A 25,057-nucleotide genomic window follows, 5' to 3' on the forward strand; every position below is an offset into this window, starting at 1 on the left:
CGAAAACCATGGTGTTACCTTTGAAACATTGTCCGCCGAAGTCTTCTCGTCCGATCCCAGAACCAAAAGCCGAAGCCTTCAATCCCGAGACCCGCAAGGACTCCGCCGTCCACGTTTCTCTTTCTTCATCTTCACTTGTCAAACAGCCCGCACTTGTTAGTTCGCTTCGAACTAATTAGTGCATCAACTTCTTTGGTCTCCTTCACCGTGGAAGTCCCGATTGCCGGGGCGCTTCACATAGCTGATTTTGAGAGACCGTCAAGAGCCTTTCTGAAGAAAAACTCAGGAGCCAGTCGGAAGAAGAAACATCAAAGAAAACAACGTTGGTCCCGAAAGTCGGGGGCCTCAGTCATCAGTGATGTCCGGCTGGCGTGGTGGTGAGATAGTGCGATGCCGCATCCTGCGCAAGAACTTTTTGCGACGGCTGTGCAGAAATGTGGATAGCGCTGTCGCCGCCCACGCTCGGCCTCCTCACACGCCGTTTCTGTTCCATTTTGGAGCGGCGGGCGCGCGCAGCGTCAGGAATTGCTCGCCTTCGGTTGCACCAGCGCACGATGCGAGTGCGGCATGGGCATCAGGACGAGATCCTTCCGCCGGACAAGGTTGGTCGACAGACGCTGTCGAGATTGCTGGTGCCGATTTCGAGGGTCGCGATCCCCTCCCCCGCCTGCGACGATCGCGGCGCGGCGCGGAACGCCAATGGTTCCGGACCGAACGGGCCGCTGAGCCCGGGATCGAAGTTCGCGGCGTCGCACACATTCGCGAATGCGAACTGGCATTGGTCTCGCCACCGCGAGCACGGAAGTGATGCGAGGGACGATCGGCGATATCCGCAAGCCTGGCGGTGACGCGGCCGGGAATGGCTCGGCTGTCCCGGCCGGATCGGTCAGCCCTGTTGCCGCAAGCTCCGGAAATACCACCAGCCCGACGAGGGCGCCCTCGCCACCAACCAAACATGCTTCAATCAGCGCGGGCTTGGAATTGGTTCATCGTGCTCGCGTCTCTGGACTGACTTGCCCAACGCACGGACGTTACGGTCGCTTGGGACGTCGATCCTGTCGAGCGCGTCGTTGCAGCGATGCCAGCATCAATTCGAGCCCGCATGCAGCAAGAGCAGCCGCGGCATTGTTGCTTGGTCGACATTGTTGCCTGGTGACCTGCCGCGTGGTGACCTCCGCGGCGCCGCGTCGTCCGAGGCCGGCGCGAGACGGCGTCAACGCGATCGCGGCGGCGTGCTGCGTGCGGGAGCCGTCAGGAAGCGATCGAGCTCGACGATCGCTTCGGCCTCGCGGGCGCGCCGCAGCTGCCTGGCCTGCTCGATGCCCGGGGGCAGACGTTTCGCCCTGTCTCGCGCTTCGCGCGCCATCTCCAGCAACCGCTCACCCAACGACATCGTCTGCTTGACACGCCGGCGCCGCTTCTTTTGACCTTCTACGTCCATGCGGGATTGCATCCAGTTTCATTGATGCGCATCGACGACTCTAGATCAGGAGCTGCCGCGCGCATCAACATAAGTGAATCGGCCATGACCAACGTCGTCCGGGCGGCAGAGCAGCAGCCGCCGGCCGCGCCGGGAGCAACGAGGCTAGCCGCAGCGCCGCCGACTTCGCACGGCTGGGATGCGTGGACCGGGGCGGTCTCTGCCCGCCCCGGTCCCATCGGCTGATGCGCGCGGTTGGGCAGAACGAGCATGCGCTTTCGCCGCAGCGTCCGGAGCCAGTCCAGCACGTCGTTGCGCGACCTGAGTGGACGAGGCAATGCCACTCAGGCCTGCGCGAACTTGATGGTCGACACCGGCCAGCGGCCGTCATGGCCACCGATGGTGATGCGCAGACCGTGGAGTTCGTCAAGATGGACGTACTCCACTGTTCCGGCCTTGCCGTCGCTCAGCGCCACAGCCTTGCCGACCAGCTCGGTCTGCGCCCGTTCGAATTCGCGCAGGATGCAGAAGGCTCGCGTCTTGACGGCAACCATGAGGAACTTCGAGACCTGAGGGGGGAACCGCCGGGCAGCACAGGCCGCTCGACGGTCGTTCAAGTCGGCACGCGGACGCCGAACGTCAACCCGTCCTCAAGCAATCGTGCGCGCCGCAAGGCAGCGAGCGCCGGGCTTGCCCATCAGCGGCACTCGAAATTCGCCGCATCCTCGAGGCTGCCGCTGCCCTTGTAGGTCAGCACCTTCGGGAACGCGCAGAGATCGCGTGTGCGCCCGGGCCATGGCACATCGGGCGCGCGCCGCGCGGTGGCCCGGATCGCCTCGGGCGCCGCGGCCGTGCCCTCCACCCATCGGTCCAGCGCGGTCAGCAGGTCGAACTGATCGGTGGCGGGTCCGCCGCCGCAATGGTTCATGCCGGGAACCAGGAACAGCCGTGCGAAACCGTCGGCATCGGCGCCGTATTTGGTCTTGAGCTGATCGACATAGTCGACGGTGTCGAGCGCCGAGAAGATCGGATCGGCCGTGCCGTGATAGAACAGCATCTTGCCGCCCTTCGCCTTGAAGGCGTCGAGATCGGTCGAGGTCGCGGCCTCATATTCCATGCCGGCGTCGAAGCCGCCGGCGCCCTTCATCACCTTCCGCGGATCGCGGTCGAGATCGAAGTTGCGCACCCAGGCGACGAGATCCTCCGGCGTCTCCGGCGGGCTCATGAAATCATAGGCGACGCCGCCGGGAATGAGCGTGAGGTTGCGCGCATTGGGCGGACTCGCCTTGGGCGTACCGAGCTTCCAGGCGCGCCAGCCGGGCGCGGCGAGGCCGGGATCATACGGCCAGCGCGCATAGATCAATCCGCCCATGGAATTACGGCTGCCGTCGAACATCAGCTTGACGGCTTTCAGCTTGGGGACAGGCAGGCACTGCGAGTTCTGGCCCTCCTTGCAGGCGAGCGCGGCCGGATCGAAGCGGCAGGCCATGACGTCCTGCACCATGCCATCCTTGGCGCCGTCGGCGCCATCGCACGACGCGGTCACGGCATCGGCCACCAGCTTCAGGTCCTCGTCGCTCAGCGCGCTGCCGACATCGGCCTTGCCGTCCGGGCCGGGCGGCGCGATCGCCAGCAGCGCCTGCTCCTGCGCGATCACATCGATGCCGGCCAGCGGCACGCGATAGGCCGGCGCGCCGGCGATGACGCCGTCGAACAGCTCCGGGAATCGCTGCGTCACCGCCATCGCCTGGCGGCCGCCGTTGGAGCAGCCGGCGAAGTAGGACCGGCGCGGCGCCTTGCCGTACAGCTTCTCGGCCGCGGCCTTGGCGGCAGCAGCCACCGGCGGAATCGAGCTGTAGCCCTTGTCGCGCCGCGCCTGCGGATCGAGGCCGAACAGATAGGGCCCGAGCGGCCCCGGCTCCTCGAGATGGCCTGCGTCGGTCGAGGCCACGGCATAGCCGTTCGAGAGTCCGTTGGGCGGCGTGGTGCCGGTGAGCAGGCCGAGCGCCGGGCGCAGCACGCCGTCGACGCCGCCGCCGCCCTGAAAGACGACCTTGCCATTCCACGTCGCAGGCAATCGCAGCTCGTAGCCGACAGCATAGGGCTTGCCGTCGATGCCGGTACGCTCGTTGATCTTGCCCCGGACCAGGCAGTGATCCGGCGCAGGTGCGGTCGCGCCCGCAGGCGCGGGCGGCGCCAGTTGCACGCCGCCCGCAGCGACGAATTCCGCCGTGACGATGCGGCCGCTGCCGGAGAAGCCCTGAGCCAACGTGGCGCAGCTCGCCTTGAAATCCTCCGCATGCGCGGACGCCATGGCCGACGTCGTCAGCAAGACCGCGGTCAGCGCCGTCACACGGATCGTCATCACGGTCGTCCTCACACCTGCGGGCCAAGGCCCGTCACGCATCGTCGTTGCTTCGCGGCACGCTCGATCGCTTCCGACCATAGCCAAGCCTGCGCCCGCCGCAAGCGGCCGTGCGCATGGGTGCGATTGAAAACGTCAGCCGAAGCGTGCCATCTGATGGGTGTCAAGGAAGCGTCGAGGGACATCATGGCTGCGGACATCAGGTTGAATGCGTTTGCGATGAACTGCGTCGGGCACCAGTCGCCCGGCCTGTGGCGGCATCCGCGTGACCGTTCCTCCGACTACAATCGCCTGCCCTATTGGCTCGACCTCGCCAAGACCTTGGAGCGCGGCCGCTTCGACGGACTGTTTCTCGCCGACGTGCTCGGCGTCTACGATGTCTATGGCGGCAACCCCGACGCGGCGCTCCGCCACGCCATCCAGGTGCCGGTGAACGATCCGATGATGCTGATCTCGGCGATGGCCGCCGCGACCTCCCATCTCGGCTTCGGCGTCACCTGCACCTTGTCCTATGAGCCGCCCTACCCGTTCGCGCGGCGGATGTCGACGCTCGATCATCTCACCGAGGGCCGCATCGGCTGGAACATCGTCACCGGCTATCTCGACAGCGCCGCACGCGGCATGGGCAGGGAGCGCCAGACCGCGCATGACGATCGCTACGACGTCGCCGACGAGTACATGGAGGTCGTCTACAGACTGTGGGAAGGCAGCTGGGAGGACGACGCCGTCAAGCGCGACCGGACAAGCGGCGTGTTCACCGATCCCACGAAGGTTCACCGTGTCAGCCATCGCGGCGAGAACTACCAGCTCGACGCCATCCATCTCTGCGAGCCGTCGCCGCAGCGAACGCCGGTGCTGTATCAAGCCGGCACCTCGCCGCGCGGCCGCGTGTTCGCCGGCCGGCATGCCGAATGCGTGTTCATGTCCGGCCCGTCCGCCAAGATCATCGCGCCGCGCGTCGCCGCGATCCGCCAGGCCGCCGCCGACGCGGGTCGCGCGGGCAGCGACATCGTCATCTTCAGCATCGCCACCGTCGTGCTCGGCGAAACCGATGCGGCGGCCGAGGCGAAGTTCGCCGACTATCGCCGCTACATCGACCACGAGGCGTCGCTGACCTTGATGTCGGGCTGGACCGGCGTCGACTTCTCGACCTACGACCTCGACCAGCAGGTCCGCCACGTGCTCAACGATGCCGGCCGCAGTGCGATGGACAACGTCACGCGGGCCGATCCGGACCGGGTGTGGACCGTGCGCGAGGTTGCCGAGCATGTCGGCATCGGCGGTATCGGCCCGGTGTTCGTCGGCTCACCGGCGAAGGTCGCCGATCTCATCGAGAGCTGGATCGAGCAGACCGGCGTCGACGGCCTCAACCTCGCCTTTGCGCTGTCGCCGGAGAGTTTTGCCGATGTCGCGGACATGCTGGTGCCGGAGCTGACCCGGCGCGGCCGCTACAAGCAGGCCTACCAGCCGGGAACGCTGCGCGAAAAGCTGTTCGGCCGCGCCCGGCTCACGGCACCGCATCCGGCCGCGAGCTACCGGCCATGATGGGTCCGGCCGAGCCGAGGCGGCTCAGGCCGATAAGCGCTGCATCAGTTGCGTCACCGCTGCCGCGATCGGCTTGATGATCGGCACGGCGAATTGCCGCTGCAGCCGATCGGCGGCCTGCGCCAGCGGTCCGCCGCCGATGATCACGGCTTGCGCATTGTCGTCCGCGATGCAGGCGCGCGCGGCCGCAGCCAAAGCCGACGCAAGCCGCGCCGGATCGGCGGCGAGCGCGGCCGGATCGCCCTGGGTCAGCCGCGTCCCGGTGAACTGCGCCGACAGTCCGAGTTTCCCGGCGACATCTGCGATGCTCACGACCAGCGCCGGCGTCACCGTGGCGACGCCGAAGCGCCGCCCGCTTTGCGCGGCCTCACGCATCGACGCCTCCCCGATCCCGACGACCGGCAGTGAGCACGACGCCCGGATCTCATCCGCACCGGGATCGCCGTAGGCAGCGACAATGATGCCGTCGCACGCGCCGAGGTGTTCGCGCGCGATCTCGACCACTTCCGCGGCCGAGGCCGCAAGCGCCTCGGCATCAACGATCATGGCCGGCGCCCGCGTCGCGGTCGCGCCGACCACCTCAGCCCGGCCGGCGCAGCAGGCGGCCGCAATCGACACCATCATCGCGGTGGTCGTGGCCGAACTGTTGGGATTGATCAGGAGGATGCGGGGCATGAGGACGGTTGCTCAGATGACGAAGCTCTCCTCGTGAACAATCGTCGGCCAAACGTCAACTCCAGGCCCATTCGCCTATGGGGTGGCGGGCGTCCGCCGTTCGTCGCCGGCCGCTCACCCGATCCGCATCGACAATTCGACTTCGTCGCCGAACGGCACCGACAGATAGCCGTTATCAGGCGAACGGACGTAGGCCAGGTAGTCGGGGCTGTGGTCGGCATTGTCAGCGACGATGAACGCGCCGGCGCTGAGCCGGCTCTCGAGCAGCGCCAGGATATCGCCATACAGCGGCTTGGCGCCGTCGAGCAGCACGAGATCGATGGTCTCCGGCAGATCGGCGCTCAGCGTCTGCAGGGCGTCGCCCTGGCGGATCTCGACCAGATCGGCCAGGCCGCCCTCCGCGAGGTTGGCACGGGCACGGGCGACCTTGGACGGCTCGAACTCCGTGGTGATCAGCCGGCCGCCGCCATTGTCGCGCAGCGCCGCGGCGAGGAACAGCGTCGAGATGCCGAACGAGGTGCCGAATTCGACGATCGATCGCGCACCGACGCCGCGCGCCAGCATGTAGAGCAGCATGCCGGTGTCGCGCGACACGGGCAACGGAAAGTCCTTGAGCTGCGTGTAGAGCTCGACATGGCCGGACCGGCTGCGCATCAGTTGCGCGCCCCGTTCGGCCATGCCGGCGAAGATCGGGCTCGTCTCCGGCCGCAGCAACGTGGCCTCGGCAAGCAGGCGGTCCAGCAGCGGCGCCACCGGCTGGGTGGTCAGGGTCAGCATTGATATTCTCCGTGGTCTCGATGCGTGTCGTTTGCGTCGAAGTCAGAATACGAATAATCATTCGCATTCGCTAATCGCATTTCGGAACGCTCCATGGCCCCGGCTCGAAAAGCCCCGATTTCCCCGCGAAAACTGCCGCAACAGACACGCTCGGCCGACCTCGTCGCGGCCATTCTGCAGGCGGCTGTTCAGGTTTTGACCAAGGAAGGCGCGCAACGTTTCACCACGGCCCGTGTCGCCGAGAAGGCCGGCGTCAGCGTCGGCTCGCTCTATCAGTACTTCCCGAACAAGGCGGCGATCTTGTTCAGGGTGCAGAGCGACGAGTGGCAGCAGACGACGAAACTGCTGCACGGCATTCTGGAGGACACGCGCCGTCCGCCTCTGACGCGATTGCGCGCGCTCGTTCATGCGTTCCTGCAATCGGAGTGCGACGAAGCCGCGGTGCGTGGCGCGCTCGACGACGCCGCCCCGCTCTATCGCGACGCGCCCGAGGCACGCCAGGCCAGGGCCAGTGGCCGCCGCGCCATGCTCGCCTTCATGCGCGAGGTGCTGCCTGGTGCCGGAGAGGCCGAGCGCGCGCGGACCGCCGATCTGATCAAGACGACGCTCGGCCAGGTCGGCAAGCACTTCTCGGAGACACCGCGCAGCCGGGCCGAGATATCGGCCTATGCCGATGCGATGGCCGACATGTTCTGTGCGTACCTCTCCACCGCGAACAAGCCTCACAAACGTAAGGCCGGGTAGTCCTAGAGCCGGCGCGTCTCCGGTCAAGCGGCCTCTCGGGGCACTCCCGCCATGCGCGGGCTTGTCCCGCGCACCACGCCTCTCCCACGCAAACTGGGAACCTCTGCACGGCCACGGGCTGCCGCGACACTACGTTGACTTGATGCCGTCGTATCCCAGATCGCCGCTAACTTGATGCAGCGCCGCCGGTCGGGGGCCCGCAGCCAACAACGGACCTATCATCAGAGTCCGGGAGTGTCTGTTAAGGGCGATTATCGGACTCCAAATCACCGCCTTGAACGCTTGGCGATTTAGCGGCAGGTTTACCTGGTTGGAGGAACCCATGGCCGTCATCACGACAATTGTTGCGATTGCCGCCGTTCTGATCTCCGCGATGCAGTGGCTTACCGCGAAACAGAAGATCGCCGTCGATGCTCTCGAAAACCGCCTCGAAATTTACGAAGACATCGTATCGATGGTCGCTGAGTTTTCCGGAAGTGGAAACTTTCCGGTCGAATTGCACAAAAGATTCATCCAGACGATGAGGCGAGCCCGCTTCTATTTCGGGCCGGAAGTCGACGAGTACCTCGACACGCTGCGTCTAGCAATGCACCGGGGTGATGGCAGCCTCGGCTTCCGGCAAAACCTCTCGGAGGAGGAGTTCGTCAACGTATTCGACATGGTCGACGAGAGCTTCGAGACGCTAGATCGAATGTTCGTGCCGTATATGCGTAACGATCAGCGGATGCCGTTGGCCTGGTGGTCTAGTTGGAAACAGCAAATCGGCTCAAATCGGTCCGATCTGAGACGCCGAGTTGCTTCCGTCGGGAAGAAGCCAAAGGGCCAATCTGGTCCCTGGGGTTCTAAATGAAATCGTCGTCAACGTGACCGTCACAGGCTAACGTTGCTTCGGTCGAAAGGTCCCCCAACACTAGGCTGGAGAACTCCAATGGCGCGCGACCTCTATGACGCAATGAACGTTTTAACGATTGATCTCGGGAAAGCCGTCATAGGGCGTTACGATAGTGCAGATGAAGCGGCCAAGATGATCGCAGGCACGTCCATCAACTTACCCGCCCGCATCTTTAGCTACCTAGAGCGAGAAATGGCGTTCGCCAAGGAAGAGTGGGCACCAAACACTAGCTTCGATCCGCCAACCGGCGTCATGGTCATCAACGGGATCAGAGTAAACCGGGATGACGACACTTAATCATCCGCCTCACTCCTGGGCGTCCGAGAAAGGCTGAATCCAGACGCCGCCGGCTCGGTCGCAGAGGTCTGCCTTAGTCACGGGCTGTCCTCCCGAACGTGCCCACTCCGTGGCTCCTGCCCCCCATGGCTGCCGGCTCGGCGCACCGCGCAAGTCGGAGGCCTCCGGCCAAATCCGCTCGTGAGCTCCCGCGCTTCATTTCGGCCGGCAGTTCGATAGGACATGCCCGCCCAGACCTCTGTGGAGAGTCGTTAAGACGTCATGGCCGGGCCGAGGCCCTGCCATGCCGTCGCGGCAGAGGGGCACAAGCTGATTGTGATATGCCGAAGCCCCAGGGCTTGCGTGACGAGCCAATGGCTTCTCCTCGCGCGTGCGCGACGAAGCGGAATTCGCCCGCATTCTCAGGCTGATTTGCCCTGTCCAGTCCCGCGACGAAAAATATTCTTGTTTCTTTTTTTCAGAATTCATGGTTGTATCACCCCATCCCGCCCGATCGAGAGGGGCGCTTCGCGAACGTCACGAAACGTTGGTGCGGGATGCGATGGCCGGTTCTCGTCGCAGCGTGCGTCAAGCGCGCGGACGAACGATGGGAGCCGGACGGCGAAATCGCGTGGTCCTGATACTCCGATGCTAGTATCAAGTCTGCGACGAGGCTCGGCTTCGCGCAGGCGACGGTGGCCAGAAAGCTCGGCGCGCCGGGGAGAACGCGTATAAGCCGTAAGCCCGTTGCGCAGGGAAGGCCGGATGTCCGGCTGATCCTGTGGTAACCGCCGCGTGCTTCCTTTTTTGCACGCGGGCCATGGGTGTCAGTCGACGCCCGGCCTTCCCTGTGCCCTCTCTCGATGGAGGGACGAACGGCAGACATCTCTCGGACGCTCTGCGCGTGGCGAGGATGCGAACGGCTGTCTCGTCAGATCTCGCGCGCCAAGAAAACAAAACTTCTCGCGGCATGGGCACATGAGAAACTTTCCTCTCCATATGAACAGATCTGCAAAATTGCGCAGGGCTGACGATCCTGCGAATGATCCTGGACAATTGCATGCAACCGCCTGTTTGGGAGATTGCCGAATGACACCGTCCTTCAGCGGCCTGCGTCGCGCGCGGCCCTTGCATCTCGCCCGTCGCGGCGTCCTGATGATGGCCGCGGCCCTGCTCGGCGCGCTCGCCACGTCGCAAGCCGACGCAGCCGAGACGCTGCGCATCGGCTATCAGAGATCCTCGACCCTGATCGCCCTCCTCAAGACCAATGGCGAGTTGGAGAAGGCGCTGGCGCCGCTCGGCATCAAGGTGTCGTGGCACGAATTCTCCAGCGGCCTGCCGCTGCTGGAAGCGATCAACATCGGCAGCATCGATGTCGGCGCCGATGTCGCCGATACCGTCCCGGTGTTCGCGCAGGCCGCGGGCGCGAGGCTCGCTTATGTCGCCGAGGAGGCCGCCTCGCCGTCGGCGCAGGCGATCCTCGTGGCAACGGCTTCGCCGACCAAGACGCTCGGTGAGCTGAAAGGCAGGAAGATCGCGGTGACCAAGGGCGCCGGCAGCCACTATCTGCTGCTCGCCGCGCTCGCCAAAGCGGGTCTCACCTTCAAGGACATCACCCCCGCCTATCTGCCGCCCGCCGACGGCAGGACCGCTTTCGTCAGCAACAATGTCGATGCCTGGGTCGCGTGGGATCCGTTCCTGACCAGCACCATCCGCCAGTCAGGGGCGCGCGTGCTCGCGGACGGCAGCGACGGGCTTGCCAGCTACAAGCGCTACTATCTCGCATCCGCCGACTACGCCGCCGGGCATGGCGACGCCCTCAACGTCATCTACGGCAAGCTCGTCGAAACCGGCAAATGGGTGAAGGCCAATCCGGCCGCCGCGGCGAGCCAGCTCGCTGCCCTGTGGGGCATCGATGCCGCCACCGTCGAGGAGGCCAACAGCCACCGCTCCTACCAGGTCGGCGCGGTCACCGCGGCCGGCCTGTCGGAACAGCAGAAGATCGCGGATGCTTTCCTGGCGGAGCGCGTGCTGCCGGCGAAGGTGGACACATCGGCGTTGGCGATCTGGACTCCCAAAGCGCCGTGAGCCACACAGGAGCCGAGATTGTGCCCGGCAGCGAAGCGCGGCACGAGGCCCGACGACGAGCCTGAACGAAGGAGACCACCCGTGACTGCCCATCTTCCCCCGACCGGCCGCATCACCGAGCATCCGGCGCATCGCATCTTCGTCGATCGCTGGTCGCCGCGCGGCTTCAGCGACGAGCCGCTTCCCGAGACGGAGCTCCTGACCTTCATCGAGGCGGCACGCTGGGCGCCCTCCTCCTACAATTCGCAGCCCTGGCGCTTCCTCTACGCGCTGCGCGGCTCGGCCGAGTTCGACACCTTCCTGGCGCCGCTGGTCGAGTTCAACCGCGGCTGGGCGCAGCATGCCGCGGCGATCGTCTACGTGCTGTCGAAGAAGACCTTCATCCCGGCGGGCAAGACCGAGCCGGCACCGACGCGCACGCATTCCTTCGATGCCGGCGCGGCCTGGGCCAATTTCGCCAACCAGGCCGCGTTGTCCGGCTGGATCACCCATGGCATGAGCGGCTTCGACGTCGCCGCCGCGCAGACGGCCCTCGGGGTGCCCGCCGGTTTCGCCGTGGAGATCGCGATCGCGGTCGGCCGCAAGGGCGATGGCGAAAAGCTGCCGGCCATGCTCAAGGAGCGCGAGAAGCCGAGCGCACGCCTGTCCGTCGCCGAGATCGCCTCGGCCGGCCTGTTCCCGCAGCGCTTCGGCGGCTGATCGATGTCGCAGGGGCGGCGCGCCGCGCCGCTCCTGACGGACCGCGAAATCTGTGGCAGAAGATGCGATCTGCTTGAGGAGAGTTGATCCGCATGCCGCCGCCGAAACCGCCCGCCTTCGAGACCCTGAGCCTGCACGCGGGCCAGCACCCGGATCCCGCGACCGGCGCCCGCGCGGTGCCGATCTATCAGACCACGTCCTATGTGTTCGACGACACCGAGCACGCCGCGGCGCTGTTCAATCTCGAACGCGCCGGCCACATCTATACCCGCATCTCCAACCCGACCACGGCCGTGCTCGAAGAGCGGCTCGCCGCGCTCGAAGGCGGCGTCGGCGCGGTCTGCACCGCGAGCGGCCAGGCGGCGCTGCATCTGGCCATCGCCACGCTTCTGAATGCGGGCGATCACATCGTGGCCTCCTCCTCGCTCTATGGCGGCACCATCAATCTGCTCGCGCACACGCTGCCGCGCTTCGGCATCACCACGAGCTTCGTCAAGCCCAGGGATCACGACGGTTTCCGCGCTGCGATCAAGCCGAACACGCGGCTCCTGATCGGCGAGACATTGGGCAATCCCGGTCTGGAGGTGCTGGACATCCCCAAGGTCTCGGCGATCGCGCACGCGGCCGGCGTGCCGCTCCTGATCGACAACACCTTCGCCACGCCCTATCTGAGCCAGCCGATTTCCCAGGGCGCCGACATCGTGATGCACTCCGCGACCAAGTGGCTCGGCGGCCATGGCATCGCGATCGGCGGCGCGATCATCGATGGCGGCCGGTTCGACTGGCGCGCCTCGGCCAAGTTCCCGCAGCTCACCGAGCCGTATGCCGGTTATCATGGCATCGTCTTCGACGAGCAGTTCGGCGCGGCCGCCTTCATCATGCGCGCGCGGACCGAAGGCCTGCGCGATTTCGGCGCCTGCCTGTCGCCGACCAACGCGTTCCATCTGCTGCAGGGCGTCGAGACGCTGCATCTGCGCATGGAGCGGCACGTCGCCAACACCCGCGCGGTGCTGGAGGCGCTGACGGCCAACAAGGCCGTCGACTGGGTGCTGCATCCTTCGCTCGAGACGCATCCGGACCATGCGCTCGCCAAGGAGCTGTTGCCGCGCGGCGCGGGCTCGATCATCTCGTTCGGCATCAAGGGCGGACGTCCCGCGGGACGCAAGTTCATCGAGAGCCTGAAGCTGATCAGCCATCTCGCCAATGTCGGCGACGCCAAGACGCTGGTGATCCACCCCGCCTCGACCACGCATCAGCAGATGGACGCAGCCCAGCTCGCTGCGGCCGGAATCGGCGAGGAGCTGATCCGGCTCTCGGTCGGCATCGAGGCGGCCAGCGACATCATCGACGATCTCGGACAGGCGCTGCGCGCCTCGCAGAAGGTGTGAGCCATGCAGCTGTCGATCGGAGATCATGAGGTCTTCGCCGCCACGGGCGGCCGCGACTTCGATTCGTCCCTGCCCGCCGTCGTCTTCATCCATGGCGCCGGCTTCGACCATTCGGTCTGGGCGCTGCACAGCCGCTGGTTCGCCCATCACGGCTTTGCCGTGCTGGCGCCCGATCTGCCGGGCCATGGCCGCTCGACGGGGCCGGCGCTGCCGACCATCACCGCCATGGCGGATTGGATCGTCGCGCTGTTGCAGGCGGTGAACGCGAAGCCCGCTCACCTGATCGGCCATTCGATGGGATCGCTGATTGCGCTGGATGCCGCGGCGCGCCATCCCGATCGCGTGTCGGCGCTCAGCCTGATCGGCACCGCGGCAGCGATGACGGTCGGACCTGACCTCCTGAAGGCCGCCGAAGCCAACGATCACGCCGCCATCGACATGGTCTCGATCTGGGGCCTCGGTTTTGCCGCCGAGCTCGGCGGCAGCCGCGCGCCCGGGCTGTGGATGCATGGCGGCGCGCAGGCGACCCTGGAGCGCTGCGCGCCGGACGTGCTGTTCAACGATCTCTCCGCCTGCAACGACTATCAGGATGCGCTGGCAGCGGCGGCCAGGATCAAGGTGCCGACGCGGCTGATCCTCGGCGAGAAGGACATGATGACGCCGCTGAAGGCCGGCAAGGCGCTGGCGGCTGCAATCGCGCAATCGCGCATCATCGTGCTGCCCGGCGCGGGGCATACGATGATGACGGAATGTCCGGATGCGCTGCTCGACGCGCTGATCGAGTAGCTTGCGGTCACGGTTCGCTCTTTGCTGCGACCTCGTGCCGCCGACATGCTCCTTTGCAGCGCGGAACGGAGGGCGACGGCGAGCCGTTGCCCTCCGGCACAACGAACAGAAAGGAGCACGCAGATGGATCTGCGCATACTTTTGACGGTCGCCACCATCGGATCGATGACGCTCGCGGCCGCATCGCCGCTCGCCGCCGCGCCGTTGCTGCCGAACCACCCGGCGCCGGCCGCCGCCACGAACGCGACCGAGCTGCAGCAGGTGCAATATCGCCACGGGCGCGGCGGCTACGGTCATCGCCACGGCTATTACGGCCATCGCTATGGCGGGCATCGCCACGGCTACGGTGCGGGTGCCGCTGCCCTCGGCGGTCTCGCGGCCGGCGCGATCATCGGTGGCGCGATCGCCAACAGCCGCGCCGAGGCCGCCAACGCCCAGGCCTATTGCGCCCAGCGCTTCCGGTCCTACGACCCGGGCTCCGGCACCTATCTCGGCAACGACGGCCAGCGCCATTCCTGCCCGTAGCGACGCCAAGGCCGATGCCGGTCTCCGGCATCGGCCGCCGCCTGGACCCGTGGCGCGCGACAAAACGTCCGCCGCGACAAATGCAACGAAGATCGTCTCATCCGGTTGAGCATGACCCTGAATCAACGGGAGACATCGGGATGGTCACCTTCAAAGCCGCCGCGACGCTCGCCATCGCCGGCGCACTTTCTGTATCCACGCTGCACTCGGTCTCGGCTGCGCCGCTGACGTCGCTGTCGGCAGCCGCCAAACCGGGCGCCGAAAGCTCGAATGCCGTCCAGGTCCGCTACGGCGGCTGGCATGGCGGCTGGGGCGGCGGTGCCGCGATCGGCGCGGGACTGTTGGCCGGGGCCGTGATCGGATCGGCGATCGCCGCCCCCTCCTACTATGGCGGCTACGCGCCCTATCCCTATTACGGCGGGTATCGCTACGCCGCCTATCCCTACGGCTATGGCGGCTACTACCCGGCCTACCGCCCCTATTACGGCGGCTACGGCTACAGCTACGTGCCGCGCCCGATCTATCGCAGCTACGGCTATTCCTATGGCCCGCGGCCGTGGCGCCACAGCTACGGCTATTACCGCGGTCCGGGTTGGGGCCATCACCGCCACGGCCATGGCGTGATCCGCGCCCATCATCGCTGGTGATGTGAATTCGCCGGTGCGCGGCTGGCCCGACGCACCGGCAGCTTCCCTTCGATGGGTCTCAGGCCCCGGCAGCCGCTGACGACGAGAATCCCTGCCGCGCTTCGATGATGCCCCGATCGATCCGGGCGACCTCCGCCGCAGGGATGACGTACTCGTCGTGATCGCGCCAGGCAAACACGACGAATGTCGCCAACGCGCCCATTGCGCCGAGCGCCACCATCCACCAGATGTGCCAGATCAGCGCGAAGCCCATGACCGTGGCGAAGAAGGCGCAGACGAATCCCGTGGGGGAGTTTTTTGGCAGCTCGATGTCTTGGTAGTCCTTTTCCCGCGTATGGAGCTGCTGGTCTTTTGCATTTTCCTTGATCCGCCAATACGCATCCTGCCCCGTCACATTCGGCAGCACCGCAAAATTGAACACCGGCGGCGGTGAGGACGTGGCCCATTCGAGCGAGCGGCCGTCCCAGGGGTCGCCGGTCGTGTCGCGCAGGAGCTCGCGATCGCGGATGCTGAAGACCAGTTGGAGAATCTGAAGAATGACGCCGATCGCGAGCAGCGCCGTGCCGAACGTCGCAGCTGCAAGCCAGGGACGCCATTCCGCGACATCGTAGTGCTGCATCCGTCGGGTCATGCCGAGCAGGCCGACGACATAGAGCGGCATGAAGGTCACGTAGAAGCCAATGAGGGTGAACCAGAACGCCGCCTTGCCCCAGCTCTCATACAGCCGAAAGCCGAACGCCTTTGGAAACCAGTAAGTGACACCCGCGAACACCCCGAACAGCACGCCGCCGATGATGACGTTGTGGAAATGGGCGACTAGGAACAAGCTGTTGTGCAGCAGGAAATCCGCCGGCGGCACCGCGACAAGCACGCCGGTGAGCCCGCCGATCATGAAGGTGATCATGAAGCCGACCGACCACAGCATGGGCGTCGTGAAGCGCACCCGCCCGCCATACATCGTGAACAGCCAATTATAGATCTTCACGCCCGTAGGCACCGCGATGATCATGCTCGCAATGCCGAAGATCGCGTTCACGTTGGGGCCCGCCCCCATCGTGAAGAAATGATGCAGCCAGACCATGAAGGAGATGACGCAGATCGCCATGGTCGCCAACACCATCGAGCGATAGCCGAACAGCGACTTGCTCGAGAACGTCGCGACCACCTCGGAGTAGATCCCGAACGCCGGCAGAACCAGGATGTAGACCTCGGGATGTCCCCAGGCCCAGATCAGGTTCATGAACATCATCATGTTGCCGCCGGCCTCGTTGGTGAAAAAGTGGAAGCCGAAATAGCGGTCGAGCATCAGCATCGTCAGCGTCGCCGTGAGGATCGGAAACGCCGCGACGATCAGCAGGTTCGTTGCCAGCGTGGTCCAGCAGAACATCGGCATGCGCAGATAGCTCATGCCCCGGGTGCGCAGCTTGAGGACGGTGGTGACCAGGTTGATGCCGCTGACCAGGGTCCCGACGCCGGAGATCTCCAGCGCCCAGATGTAATAGTCCACGCCGACTCCCGGCGAGTAGGTCAACTCCGACAAGGGCGGGAACGGCAGCCAGCCGGTGCGCGCGAACTCGCCGACCACGAGGGACACGTTGACCAGCAGCGCGCCGGTGGCCGTGAGCCAGAAGCCGACGGAGTTCAGCGTGGGAAAGGCGACATCCCGTACCCCGAGCTGCAGCGGCACGACCAGATTCATCAGCCCGATCACGAACGGCATCGCCACGAAGAAGATCATGATCGTGCCGTGGGCGGAGAAGATCTGGTTGTAGTGCTCCGGCGGAAGATAGCCGTTGGAATGAAACGCCACCGCCTGCTGCGTTCGCATCATGATCGCATCGGTGCCGCCACGCAGCAGCATCATGAAGGCGAGCAGCATGTACATCACGCCGATCCGCTTGTGATCGACGCTGGTGATCCATTCACGCCAGAGATAAGGGAAGTACCCCTTCGCCAAGACCCATCCGAGGACACCGAGGATCGCCACCAGCACGAGGCCTGCGGCCACGAGCGGGATGGGCTGGCCAAAGGGGATCGCCGACCAATCGAGCTTGCCGAGCATGGACGCCCCCGGGGATCAGCGAGTAATATGTCGGCGCGATGGCCGCGAAGGCCGGCGGGCGCGCGCAAGAGCAACCAACGCGATGCCTCCGAGCCCAAGTGCCAATCCAATTCTGCTGAGCTGCCCGGCCGGCGGCAGCTTCTTGCGCACGAGCCAGCCGCCGCTCACCGCGGTGCCAGCGGCGATCGGCGCCAACACGGCACCTGTGCTGCGTGGTGCGCCCTTCGCGCGCGACAACAGGAAACGGAACGCCGTGCTCAGGAGTCGCTCGGTCGGCCAGCGCGCCAGGGCATAGGAGATCTGCCCGAGCCGCGCCGGCCAGCCGACGGCGACTTCGTCGTGAGGAGCGCGGATCAACTGCAAGAACGTCTCGGCGACGTCCTCGGGCCGATACAGCAGCGGTCCTGGACCGAGATTGCGGCCGGACATGTTGGCGCCATGCACGAAGCCGGGCGTGTCGACCATCGCGGGGAATACGCTGCAGACGTGGATATCCTTGTGACCGGCGAGTTCCTGACGCAAGCTCGCCGAGAAGCCGCGGAGGCCGAACTTGCTGGCGGTGTAGGCGGCGGCGAACGGAGTCGGAGCCCATCCGCCGAGCGAGATGTTGTTGATCAAGGTTCCGCGCTGCTGCCGCAGGAAGACCGGCAGAACCGCATAGGCACCGTTCATCGTCCCCAGCAGATTGACCTCGATGGTCTTACGGTGGAGCGCGATGTCGGCGTCCTGATAGGCGCCGAACACCCCGGTTCCGGCGTTGTTGATCCAGACATCGATGCCACCGAACGTCTGCACGGCCTGATCGGCCAAGTGCATGACCGCGGCTGCATCGGTCACATCGGTGCCGACGGCGATGGCGCGCCCGCCAAGGGTTTCGCATTCGGCCGCGACGTCTTTCAGAACGTCCACGCGCCGCGCGGCCAGCACGATGCTGGCCCCTTCCCGCGCCAAGGCGAGTGCCGTCGCCCGGCCGATGCCGCTCGAGGCGCCCGTCACCACGACGCGCGTTCCCTTCAGATCACGCATCAGCCGGCGCGCCTCGGGGGAGGCATCCAGCAGCCAGCCGAGCGCGCGGCGCAGCTGGTGCGCGCCGCCGGTGTCGAACCATCGGCCATGGGAAAAGACGACGCGTTCGGGCGCCAGCGCAATCAACCGCGCCGCCGCGAGCCGGACGGCACGGCCGCCGAGCCGCAGCAGCATCCGCAGATGGGTCGGTGCCTTGCCATCAGGCGCGGTGATCCCGAGCAGATTCGCCGCGGTCCGCGCCACGATGCCCAGACCTTCCGGTGCCAGGTTCTGCACGAGGTCTGTCAGGACGAGTGTGCGGCTCGGCCTGTGAAACAGCTCCACTTCGGTGAACATCGGTGCGGCAACGAGCACCAACTGGATATCTGCGGACCATTCGTCCGGCGTGACATCGGTCAGCTCACGATCGATACGCAGGCCGCTTCGGCGAACCTGCTGGCGCTCTGCCAAGCCCGGCGCAGCGAAGACCTGCGCATTCGGCAGGGCCGCCTGCCAGTCCGGCAGGAACATCCAGTGCGCGACGTTGGGCGCGAGCAGATATTTGATGGGTCCCAGCTGCTCCAGCTCCTCCCGCAGCGCATGAGTGAAGCGCGTGGTCGAGTGCAGCAGCAGATCACCGCTCGACAGGCGGATCACCGTCATGCGCACGGAGAGCGGCAGTCCGGCGGCCCGAATCCGGCCGCCGTCGACGATCCACACATTGTCCGCCACGGGCCGCAAGCCATGGCCGTAGCTTCGAGGCTGAGTTATCTGGTCCATGAGAGTTCCGCCGACGAGATGCCCGTCAACAAACCTCCGGCGCGGCGCATGGTTTCAATCGGCCGGGAATGCGGATCCCAAGGCCGGCCGCCGGCAAGGTCTAGGCCCGCCTGGCAGATCCGGCTCTGCTCGGGTCCCTGCGCCCTGCATCGCCGCGCGATAAGTCGGGGCTCAACGCAGGTAACTGGCCAGGTTCAGGCTCTGGATCTTGGAGATGGCGGTATAACTCGCCGTGAGCTGGGCTTGATAAGTCGAGAGCTGGGCGGTGACCGCCGCCACATCGACGCTGGTCAGGTCCGTCGCCAGGCTCTCGGCATAGCTCTTGTAATCGGTCTGCTGCGACTTCGCGCTCTCGATCCGGGACGCCGCATCGGAGAGCTTGGCCTGTACCGTGGCGACATCGTCCACCGCCTGATCGGCAAGCGACAGCGCGGAGGTGATGTCGGTTCCGGACAGGGTCGAGCTGTTGGCCACGAACTTCAGGACCCGCATGACCTCCTCGAACGCCGGATTGTCGGCAGTAACGCCATAGGTGACCGACTGCCCATCGGAAACCCGGACCGAGGCAAGCTCGCTGTCGCCCTGAAAATAGCTGGTATCCGTCGTGGTCAACGATCCCGTGCCGGAGGCGAAGCTCGACGTATCGACCGCCGCCGTCGCGGTCCGCGCACCGCCGAACAGATATTGCCCGTCGTACTGGGTGTTCAGAATGCCCGACATCTGCTGCAGCAACTGCTGCGCACTGCTGATCGCGGACGTGGTTCCCGTGCTGCTGCCGGAGCTCGCAGCGCTCAGGGCCGTGCGCAGCTGACTGACGATGTCCGACACCTGCCCCACGGCAGAGTACATGACCTGCACTTTGCTGTCCGCCAGAGTCGCAGCGTCGATGTAGGACTGCGCCCGCGCGACAGAGACCTGCAGATTGACGACGTGCTGGGTGTCGGCGCCGTAACCGGCGAGATACTCGGCCTTCAGCCCCGAGGCCTCCTGCACCTGGAGGTTGGCCATGGTCGCCTGCGTCCGCAGCGCGCCCGTGATCATCTGGTCGGAGTTCGAGAATGTCGCAATCCGCATCGTCATGATGTCCACTCCGGACTAGGTCGATTGCACGGCAGTGAGCAGCGACGAGAACATGCTGTTGACCACGGAGATCAGCTGCGAGGCGGCAGCGTATTTGTTCTGCAGCGAGCTCAGCCGCGCCGTCTCCTCGTCGAGGTTGACGCCCGATTGCGAGGACAGCGAACTGGCATAGCTCGACTGGGCCGTCGACTTCGCGGTGTAGGCAGTGGAGGCCTGCGACGCCTTGCTGGCGACATTGGCGACGATCGCCGCGGCGTAGTCGGCGAACGAGCCGGTCGTTGCGCTCAGGCCGCCAGCCGAGGCGAAGCTGGTCGAGCCGGTCAGCTTGTCAACGAGCGCGTCGATGACCGTCGCCGAGCCGGCCGTCAGCACCTGGCTGCCGGTCGTCAACGTCGCGGAGCCGTCGAGCGTGCCGGTGGGCAAACCGGCCGCGCCGCTCAGGATGCTGCTGTTGACGGCAAAATTGGCGGCGCTCGTGCCGGTGACGAGGTCATTCATGCCGAAATAGTCGGAGAAGCCGCTGCCGCCGACCGCGCTGGTCATGTCGTTGATCGCGATGCCGTTCGACGACGACGTGGCGCTGATCGACAGGTGTCCGCTGGAATCGATCGAGGCAGAGACCCCGGAGATGCCGTTGAGCGCCGTGACCAGATCGCCCACCGTCGCATAGGACGACAGGTCGAGATCCTCGTACGAAACGAGATTGCCGCTCTGGTCAGCCACGGCGATGCGGACCGTTCCGGACGCCGACAGGGCCGTCGTACTGCTGACGCTCGCCGACCCGGTCAGAGCGGTCGGAGGTGGAACGGCCGATGCGCCATTGGTGATCGCATTCAGCGACGATTTCAGCTGCGAGGCCAGCTGATCGAGCTGGGTCTGCGCGGCCGGCAGGGTCTCGTCCCGCAACGTGACCAGCGAACCGATCTTGCCCGACGTGATCTGCGACGTGACGTCGACGCCGTCGACCATGATGCCGCTGAAGCCGCCGGACGCATAGCTCGACGCCGCCGAGACATTCGCCGAGGCCGTATAGCTAAGCGTGTGCGCCGAGCTGTCGACGAGAGCTCGCCCCGACGAGGTATAGACCTGAAGGTCGCCGTCCGACGCCGCGTAGTAGCTGACGTTCATATAGGACGAAAGGTCCTGCAACGCGGCATTGCGCTCGTCCTCGAGATCGGCGGTCGATTGGCCGGACGCCGCCATCTTGCGGATCTCGACATTGAGATCGGCGATCTGTTGCAGGTCGTCGTTGGCGCTCTGAACCGACGACGCGATGTCCTTGTCGGCGTTGGCCCGCAACGTCTGCACACCGCTCGACGTGCTGCGCAGCTGGCTGGCGAAGTCATCCAGCGCGCTGACGACTGCCGATTGCAGCGAAACACTGCTGGGCGAGCTCGCCAGCGACGACAAGGCGGACTCCAGCGATGCCAGCGAGTTTGCCAGCGACGTTCCCGTCGTCGAGGTGCCGGATGTGGACGCGCTGCCGAACAGCTGCTGCAGTTGCGTCAGATAGTTGTTCGTGGTGTCGGCCGCGCCGAGCTCCGAATTGGCTCCGATCAAGGATTTCAGCAGCAGCTTGTCGACATTGCTCGAAATGCCGGTAATGGAAACGCCGGTCCCGATTCCGCCGGTCACGTTCGTGACCTGGTTGGCCGTCTTCTGCGTATACCCCTTCGTGTCGGCGTTCGAGATGTTCGACGACGCCACGCTGATCTGCAGCTCCGTGGCCGAGATGCCGCTGAAGGCGACCAGCCGTGCTATGTCGAGCGACATTGCCCTACTCCCGCTGTTGGCTGGCCATCACGCCCTCACGTTGGTTCCACAGGACGTCGCACGCGCGGTACGACGTCCACCGGCGCCATAGGGCGAGGCATTCGCGATCTGCTCGCGGATCGCCTGCATCACCGCCTCGATGCGACGATTGCTGGCTTCGATCGCAGCCCGCAGCCGAACGAGGTTCTCGTCCATCGCGCCACGAAGGTTGAAGATGTGCTCCATGAGCTGCTCGCGCAGCACACGGTCGCGGACGTCGAGGCTCGCCGTTCGCCTGGCGCATTCGGCGACCCGCTGCTCAAACAGCCCGGCGAGCCGATTCTTGTCGTCGAGCTGCTTGGAACGCGAGGCCGGGAGCCCTTTGGCAAGCTCCGCATTCTCCTCCGACACCACCGCGATGAGTTCGTCGATCAGCGCGATCAAGGTCCGCACTTCATCTTCGCTGGCCGGCCGCTGATCGGCCTGAATTGCGTGTTTCATCCTGTCGCTCCCATCCTACTGTTCACGCTGCGGTCGGCGGCTGATCTGCGCGACACGGGCGTAGGTATTCAGCGCCGTCACCCTCACGGTGGCGACCTTGAGCTCTTCGTCGAGCAGCGCGCATTCACGCAGCAGCTTTCGTCGGACCGTTTCGATATCGTCGATCAAGGCCAGCAGTTGCGCGCGGTCGTCCTTGCCGGCGGTCGCAGCGCGCAGTCTCAGCCGCTGCAGCCTCTTCAGCAGAGCCTCGCCCTCGCCGAGCCGCTCCCTCTTCAGGTCGGCCATGATCACCTCATCGACGAAATCAGCGTGTCGTACATCTTGTTGACGGCCGAGATCACCTGCGATGCCGCCGAATAGGCCTGCTGAGCCGAGATCATGTTGCTGAACTGGCCCGTGGTGTCGGTCGTGCTCGATTCCAGCTCACTGCCGTAGATGGTTCCTGCACCATTCTCGCCGGACGCCTGCAGGGTCGCATTGCCCGACGTCGCCGTCGACGTGTACATGCCGCTGCTATGCGCCACGAGACCATTGGGATCGGCGAAGGTCGCCACCGCGAGCTTGTAGATCGGAACCGTCTGTCCGTTCGAATAGGTCGCCTCGACGAGACCATTCTTGCCGACCGAAATGCTGCTCAGCGTGCCAAACGAGATGCCATCGGAATTGGCGCTGAAGTTGGAGACGCTCGGCGTCGTGCTGCCGGACGACAACTGGGTCAGGCCGTCGGTACCGCCGCCGGTGGTGCCGAAGCTGAGCGCGATCGAGCTCGCCGCGGCGCCGTTGTTCCAGGTGATACCGAGATTGGTCGAGGACACCGTGTTCAGCGAGCCGTCAGAGTTGAAATCGATCGTATAGGTGCCGCTCGTCACGGTGCCGTCCGACGCCGTCGCCGGCGCGAAATCGGCGGTCCATTCGTTCGCCGTCGCCCCCTTGGTCCAGGTGACGTTGAGCGCGTGCGATTGCCCCAGCGAATCGTACACGGTCATCGAGCTGCTGAAGGTGTCTCCGCTCGCGGCATCGGCCGGCAGGTTGGCCGCAAGCGACGTCTTGGTCGTCGCCCCACCATTCGTCAGCGCCACCTTCGTATTGACCGGCTCGAGGCCGTTGCCGACCACGTTGCCGGTTGCATCGGTGCGCCAGCCTTCGAGATAGTAGCCGTCGTTCTCGAGATAGCCGGCATTGTCGGTGGTGAACGCGCCGTTGCGGGTGTAGAAAGTCTCGCCTCCGGCCGAAGTCGAGTTGGTCGCGACGAAGAAACCCGAGCCCTGGATTGCGACGTCGGTCGCGTTGGTGGTGGCGGCCAGCAGCCCCTGCTGCGTGATGTTGGCACGGCCGGAGACCGAGACGCCCCCCGAGGAATAGGCTTTCGAACTGCTCGATGCCGTCACCAGCTGCTCGAACAGGCCGGAGGTGGTCTTGTATCCGGTCGTATCGGCGTTGGAGATGTTGTCGCTGATCATGGCGAGCGACGAACTCTGCGCATTGAGCGCCGAGATCGCCGATGACAGGGCTCCAGAAAGACTCATGATTGTACTCCGGGTAATGCCGTCAGGAGGTGACGCCGATGATGTTGCTGGCGCTGACAGGAACGCCGCCGACGGTGAGCGAGGGCGTGCTGGTCGAGGTGTCGATGCCGGTTACGGTCCCGGTGACCGTCGTGTAGTTGAGGACCGAGGTGCCCGCGGAGTCCGTCGCCGTCACGGAGATCGTGTACTGGCCGCCGTCGCTGAGCTGATTGCCGCTGGAATCGGTGCCGTCCCAGGTGATCGAATTGGCGCCCTTGTTGCCGGTCCCGGTGCCGGTCCAGACCGTGCTTCCGGAGGAATCCTTGATCGAGATCGAAACGTTCGATGCCGCCGACGACAGCGAGTAGCCGAACGTCGCCGAGCCGTTCGAGAGAACGGCGGTGTCACTCTTGGCCTCGACGGTGTGACCGATGTAGTTCACCGAATTCAGCGTCACCAGGCTCGAGAACGAGCCGGCCAGCGAGGTCATGCTGCTGTTGAGCGACTGCTGCGAGGTGTAGTTGGCGTAGGACGTCATCTGGTTGATGAAGTCGGTCACGCTGGTCGCATTGAGCGGATCCTGGTTCTGGAGTTCGCTCACCAGGAGCTGAAGAAAGTCGGTCGAGCTGAGTGTCGTACGAGATGTGTCGCTGGATGATGAGGTCGATGAGGTGGTCGCAGTCGACGAACTCGCGGCAGAAACGGTCATGGCAGAACTCCGGCTCGCGCCGCGAACGACGGCGGGACACAGCACGACCACGCGGTCGTGAAGGCGTTTGCTGATCAAACGGCCGGAACGCCGATTCCAGGCGCACAATTAGTCGGTCGAATTAGTTGATCCGACGGCAGAATTTGCCGCCGCGCGGTTGCGCTGAGTGGGCAAAAATCGCCTGGTGCGAGGCTCCGATCTGCATCGGCGCGACGGTTCGCCGTCGCCGCACTCGGGCGCCCGGATTCGCGCGCAAGAGAGCTCGACAGATTGAGCGAGATGACTGATGCGATGGTGTTGCGCTTCCAGCGCCGAAGTCCAACCGGCCAAAGCGTAGCCGCCCAAGCTCGGCCCTGGCTAGGGCTCAGCCAGGCTGGTGGGCGTCGGCCGGGGCGGTTGCCGCTTCCTCTTGGGTCAGGCGATGGGCCGCAGCAAGGATGCGCGACGTCAAGCCCGCGGGTGCACGCGCCGGCGGCGACGACAGCGCCTCACGAACAAGACGTGCCTCGGACAGCAATCGATCGGCTTCGGGAGAGGATGCCAGCAGGTCAGCAGCTGACTGACGCTGCTCCGCTGGCCAGCGCGAGATGTCCTCACCCAGCCTGCCGATCAGATCCTCGAATTCCCTGACGTCCATCGTCCGCCCAATCCAGCGCTTCCAGCTTGGTCATAAAGCATTCAGCCCGCGAACGAAATTGATATCGGCAATTGTGGCGATCGACCGCAACCGGACACGGAAAACTCCGTACTTTTCGGGAGCCGTATGCACGCGAGGCCGCACTGGATACCGAAACGGGAGACAATGCAGCCCGTTTCTGATCCGTTTCCCAAGATTT

24 protein-coding genes are annotated in these 25,057 nt (G+C 65.4%); 10 read left to right on the forward strand and 14 right to left on the reverse strand.

Annotated elements, in window-relative coordinates; translation table 11 throughout:
* Positions 1–1,213: 1,213 nt before the first annotated feature.
* The 3 genes from QW861_RS32755 to QW861_RS32765 form a co-directional block, all read right to left on the reverse strand.
* A complete protein-coding gene (locus tag QW861_RS32755; protein WP_315718641.1) occupies positions 1,214–1,441 on the reverse strand; it encodes a hypothetical protein in 228 nt (75 codons plus the stop codon).
* A 323-nt stretch (positions 1,442–1,764) separates the two neighbouring features.
* Positions 1,765–1,974, reverse strand: a complete 210-nt coding sequence (locus QW861_RS32760) for a PRC-barrel domain containing protein (RefSeq protein ID WP_315718640.1) — start codon at positions 1,972–1,974, stop codon at positions 1,765–1,767.
* A 143-nt stretch (positions 1,975–2,117) separates the two neighbouring features.
* The gene (locus QW861_RS32765; RefSeq protein WP_316193980.1) at positions 2,118–3,785 is read right to left on the reverse strand and encodes a tannase/feruloyl esterase family alpha/beta hydrolase; all 1,668 of its coding nucleotides are present in this window, start codon (positions 3,783–3,785) and stop codon (positions 2,118–2,120) included.
* A gap of 186 nt (positions 3,786–3,971) precedes the next feature.
* Here QW861_RS32765 and QW861_RS32770 point away from each other — a divergent pair, with 186 nt between their 5' ends.
* The gene (locus QW861_RS32770) at positions 3,972–5,330 is read left to right on the forward strand and encodes an LLM class flavin-dependent oxidoreductase (protein ID WP_316193981.1); all 1,359 of its coding nucleotides are present in this window, start codon (positions 3,972–3,974) and stop codon (positions 5,328–5,330) included.
* 24 nt (positions 5,331–5,354) lie between these two features.
* Here the strand turns inward: QW861_RS32770 and QW861_RS32775 are convergent, their stop codons facing one another.
* Entirely contained in the window at positions 5,355–6,005 is a 651-nt protein-coding gene (locus QW861_RS32775; protein ID WP_316193982.1) for an aspartate/glutamate racemase family protein, read from the reverse strand.
* 114 nt (positions 6,006–6,119) lie between these two features.
* The gene (locus tag QW861_RS32780) at positions 6,120–6,782 is read right to left on the reverse strand and encodes an O-methyltransferase (protein ID WP_316193983.1); all 663 of its coding nucleotides are present in this window, start codon (positions 6,780–6,782) and stop codon (positions 6,120–6,122) included.
* A gap of 93 nt (positions 6,783–6,875) precedes the next feature.
* On the opposite strand from QW861_RS32780, the gene QW861_RS32785 reads away from it, so the two are divergent.
* The 9 genes from QW861_RS32785 to QW861_RS32825 all read left to right on the forward strand — a co-directional run bounded on the left by QW861_RS32785 (position 6,876) and on the right by QW861_RS32825 (position 14,827).
* A complete protein-coding gene (locus QW861_RS32785; RefSeq protein WP_316193984.1) occupies positions 6,876–7,526 on the forward strand; it encodes a TetR family transcriptional regulator in 651 nt (216 codons plus the stop codon).
* Between the two features lie 322 nt (positions 7,527–7,848).
* A complete protein-coding gene (locus QW861_RS32790; protein WP_316193985.1) occupies positions 7,849–8,376 on the forward strand; it encodes a hypothetical protein in 528 nt (175 codons plus the stop codon).
* A gap of 78 nt (positions 8,377–8,454) precedes the next feature.
* Entirely contained in the window at positions 8,455–8,715 is a 261-nt protein-coding gene (locus QW861_RS32795) for a hypothetical protein (protein WP_316193986.1), read from the forward strand.
* Between the two features lie 1,137 nt (positions 8,716–9,852).
* On the forward strand, positions 9,853–10,782 hold the full coding sequence (locus tag QW861_RS32800) for an aliphatic sulfonate ABC transporter substrate-binding protein (protein WP_316194010.1): 930 nt from the start codon (positions 9,853–9,855) through the stop codon (positions 10,780–10,782).
* A gap of 81 nt (positions 10,783–10,863) precedes the next feature.
* Entirely contained in the window at positions 10,864–11,481 is a 618-nt protein-coding gene (locus tag QW861_RS32805) for a nitroreductase family protein (protein WP_316193987.1), read from the forward strand.
* A gap of 92 nt (positions 11,482–11,573) precedes the next feature.
* A complete protein-coding gene (locus QW861_RS32810) occupies positions 11,574–12,869 on the forward strand; it encodes an O-acetylhomoserine aminocarboxypropyltransferase (protein ID WP_316193988.1) in 1,296 nt (431 codons plus the stop codon).
* Positions 12,870–12,872: 3 nt separating this feature from the next.
* Complete coding sequence (locus QW861_RS32815) at positions 12,873–13,655, forward strand: alpha/beta hydrolase (protein ID WP_316193989.1); 783 nt, start codon at positions 12,873–12,875, stop codon at positions 13,653–13,655.
* A gap of 123 nt (positions 13,656–13,778) precedes the next feature.
* Positions 13,779–14,180 (forward strand): BA14K family protein, encoded by a 402-nt coding sequence (locus QW861_RS32820; RefSeq protein ID WP_316193990.1) that lies wholly within the window; start codon positions 13,779–13,781, stop codon positions 14,178–14,180.
* A gap of 140 nt (positions 14,181–14,320) precedes the next feature.
* Complete coding sequence (locus QW861_RS32825) at positions 14,321–14,827, forward strand: hypothetical protein (protein ID WP_316193991.1); 507 nt, start codon at positions 14,321–14,323, stop codon at positions 14,825–14,827.
* A gap of 58 nt (positions 14,828–14,885) precedes the next feature.
* On the opposite strand, the gene cyoB is transcribed toward QW861_RS32825, so the two are convergent.
* The 9 genes from cyoB to QW861_RS32870 all read right to left on the reverse strand — a co-directional run bounded on the left by cyoB (position 14,886) and on the right by QW861_RS32870 (position 24,858).
* Positions 14,886–16,889 carry a cytochrome o ubiquinol oxidase subunit I gene (cyoB, locus tag QW861_RS32830; protein ID WP_316166955.1) on the reverse strand — a complete coding sequence of 668 codons (2,004 nt, stop codon included), beginning with the start codon at positions 16,887–16,889 and terminating at the stop codon, positions 14,886–14,888.
* A gap of 15 nt (positions 16,890–16,904) precedes the next feature.
* On the reverse strand, positions 16,905–18,674 hold the full coding sequence (locus tag QW861_RS32835; RefSeq protein ID WP_316193992.1) for an SDR family oxidoreductase: 1,770 nt from the start codon (positions 18,672–18,674) through the stop codon (positions 16,905–16,907).
* Positions 18,675–18,845: 171 nt separating this feature from the next.
* Complete coding sequence (locus QW861_RS32840; RefSeq protein ID WP_315828416.1) at positions 18,846–19,754, reverse strand: flagellin; 909 nt, start codon at positions 19,752–19,754, stop codon at positions 18,846–18,848.
* 15 nt (positions 19,755–19,769) lie between these two features.
* Entirely contained in the window at positions 19,770–21,527 is a 1,758-nt protein-coding gene (flgK, locus tag QW861_RS32845; RefSeq protein ID WP_316193993.1) for a flagellar hook-associated protein FlgK, read from the reverse strand.
* 27 nt (positions 21,528–21,554) lie between these two features.
* On the reverse strand, positions 21,555–22,007 hold the full coding sequence (locus QW861_RS32850; protein WP_315718457.1) for a flagellar protein FlgN: 453 nt from the start codon (positions 22,005–22,007) through the stop codon (positions 21,555–21,557).
* 15 nt (positions 22,008–22,022) lie between these two features.
* The gene (locus tag QW861_RS32855) at positions 22,023–22,292 is read right to left on the reverse strand and encodes a hypothetical protein (RefSeq protein ID WP_315754493.1); all 270 of its coding nucleotides are present in this window, start codon (positions 22,290–22,292) and stop codon (positions 22,023–22,025) included.
* A gap of 2 nt (positions 22,293–22,294) precedes the next feature.
* Positions 22,295–23,533, reverse strand: coding sequence for a flagellar hook protein FlgE (flgE, locus tag QW861_RS32860; protein ID WP_315754495.1), 1,239 nt, complete (start codon positions 23,531–23,533; stop codon positions 22,295–22,297).
* A 22-nt stretch (positions 23,534–23,555) separates the two neighbouring features.
* Positions 23,556–24,221, reverse strand: a complete 666-nt coding sequence (locus QW861_RS32865) for a flagellar hook assembly protein FlgD (protein WP_315718454.1) — start codon at positions 24,219–24,221, stop codon at positions 23,556–23,558.
* A 364-nt stretch (positions 24,222–24,585) separates the two neighbouring features.
* The gene (locus QW861_RS32870) at positions 24,586–24,858 is read right to left on the reverse strand and encodes a hypothetical protein (protein ID WP_315754497.1); all 273 of its coding nucleotides are present in this window, start codon (positions 24,856–24,858) and stop codon (positions 24,586–24,588) included.
* Between the last annotated feature and the right edge of the window lie 199 nt (positions 24,859–25,057).

Source organism: Bradyrhizobium sp. SZCCHNRI1029, from assembly GCF_032487555.1.
Lineage (GTDB): Bacteria > Pseudomonadota > Alphaproteobacteria > Rhizobiales > Xanthobacteraceae > Bradyrhizobium.

What these genes read in the sequence shown, in the direction of transcription:
- QW861_RS32810 (WP_316193988.1), top strand. Translation starts at nt 11,574, where the DNA reads ATGCCGCCGCCGAAACCGCCCGCCTTCGAGACCCTGAGCCTGCACGCG.
- QW861_RS32820 (WP_316193990.1), top strand. Translation starts at nt 13,779, where the DNA reads ATGGATCTGCGCATACTTTTGACGGTCGCCACCATCGGATCGATGACG.
- QW861_RS32780 (WP_316193983.1), bottom strand. Translation starts at nt 6,782, where the DNA reads ATGCTGACCCTGACCACCCAGCCGGTGGCGCCGCTGCTGGACCGCCTG.
- QW861_RS32855 (WP_315754493.1), bottom strand. Translation starts at nt 22,292, where the DNA reads ATGGCCGACCTGAAGAGGGAGCGGCTCGGCGAGGGCGAGGCTCTGCTG.
- QW861_RS32865 (WP_315718454.1), bottom strand. Translation starts at nt 24,221, where the DNA reads ATGACCGTTTCTGCCGCGAGTTCGTCGACTGCGACCACCTCATCGACC.
- QW861_RS32760 (WP_315718640.1), bottom strand. Translation starts at nt 1,974, where the DNA reads ATGGTTGCCGTCAAGACGCGAGCCTTCTGCATCCTGCGCGAATTCGAA.
- QW861_RS32815 (WP_316193989.1), top strand. Translation starts at nt 12,873, where the DNA reads ATGCAGCTGTCGATCGGAGATCATGAGGTCTTCGCCGCCACGGGCGGC.
- QW861_RS32795 (WP_316193986.1), top strand. Translation starts at nt 8,455, where the DNA reads ATGGCGCGCGACCTCTATGACGCAATGAACGTTTTAACGATTGATCTC.
- QW861_RS32755 (WP_315718641.1), bottom strand. Translation starts at nt 1,441, where the DNA reads ATGGACGTAGAAGGTCAAAAGAAGCGGCGCCGGCGTGTCAAGCAGACG.
- QW861_RS32775 (WP_316193982.1), bottom strand. Translation starts at nt 6,005, where the DNA reads ATGCCCCGCATCCTCCTGATCAATCCCAACAGTTCGGCCACGACCACC.
- QW861_RS32785 (WP_316193984.1), top strand. Translation starts at nt 6,876, where the DNA reads ATGGCCCCGGCTCGAAAAGCCCCGATTTCCCCGCGAAAACTGCCGCAA.
- flgE (WP_315754495.1), bottom strand. Translation starts at nt 23,533, where the DNA reads ATGAGTCTTTCTGGAGCCCTGTCATCGGCGATCTCGGCGCTCAATGCG.
- QW861_RS32800 (WP_316194010.1), top strand. Translation starts at nt 9,853, where the DNA reads ATGGCCGCGGCCCTGCTCGGCGCGCTCGCCACGTCGCAAGCCGACGCA.
- QW861_RS32850 (WP_315718457.1), bottom strand. Translation starts at nt 22,007, where the DNA reads ATGAAACACGCAATTCAGGCCGATCAGCGGCCGGCCAGCGAAGATGAA.
- QW861_RS32825 (WP_316193991.1), top strand. Translation starts at nt 14,321, where the DNA reads ATGGTCACCTTCAAAGCCGCCGCGACGCTCGCCATCGCCGGCGCACTT.
- cyoB (WP_316166955.1), bottom strand. Translation starts at nt 16,889, where the DNA reads ATGCTCGGCAAGCTCGATTGGTCGGCGATCCCCTTTGGCCAGCCCATC.
- QW861_RS32765 (WP_316193980.1), bottom strand. Translation starts at nt 3,785, where the DNA reads ATGACGATCCGTGTGACGGCGCTGACCGCGGTCTTGCTGACGACGTCG.
- QW861_RS32870 (WP_315754497.1), bottom strand. Translation starts at nt 24,858, where the DNA reads ATGGACGTCAGGGAATTCGAGGATCTGATCGGCAGGCTGGGTGAGGAC.
- QW861_RS32790 (WP_316193985.1), top strand. Translation starts at nt 7,849, where the DNA reads ATGGCCGTCATCACGACAATTGTTGCGATTGCCGCCGTTCTGATCTCC.
- QW861_RS32840 (WP_315828416.1), bottom strand. Translation starts at nt 19,754, where the DNA reads ATGACGATGCGGATTGCGACATTCTCGAACTCCGACCAGATGATCACG.
- QW861_RS32835 (WP_316193992.1), bottom strand. Translation starts at nt 18,674, where the DNA reads ATGGACCAGATAACTCAGCCTCGAAGCTACGGCCATGGCTTGCGGCCC.
- QW861_RS32770 (WP_316193981.1), top strand. Translation starts at nt 3,972, where the DNA reads ATGGCTGCGGACATCAGGTTGAATGCGTTTGCGATGAACTGCGTCGGG.
- flgK (WP_316193993.1), bottom strand. Translation starts at nt 21,527, where the DNA reads ATGTCGCTCGACATAGCACGGCTGGTCGCCTTCAGCGGCATCTCGGCC.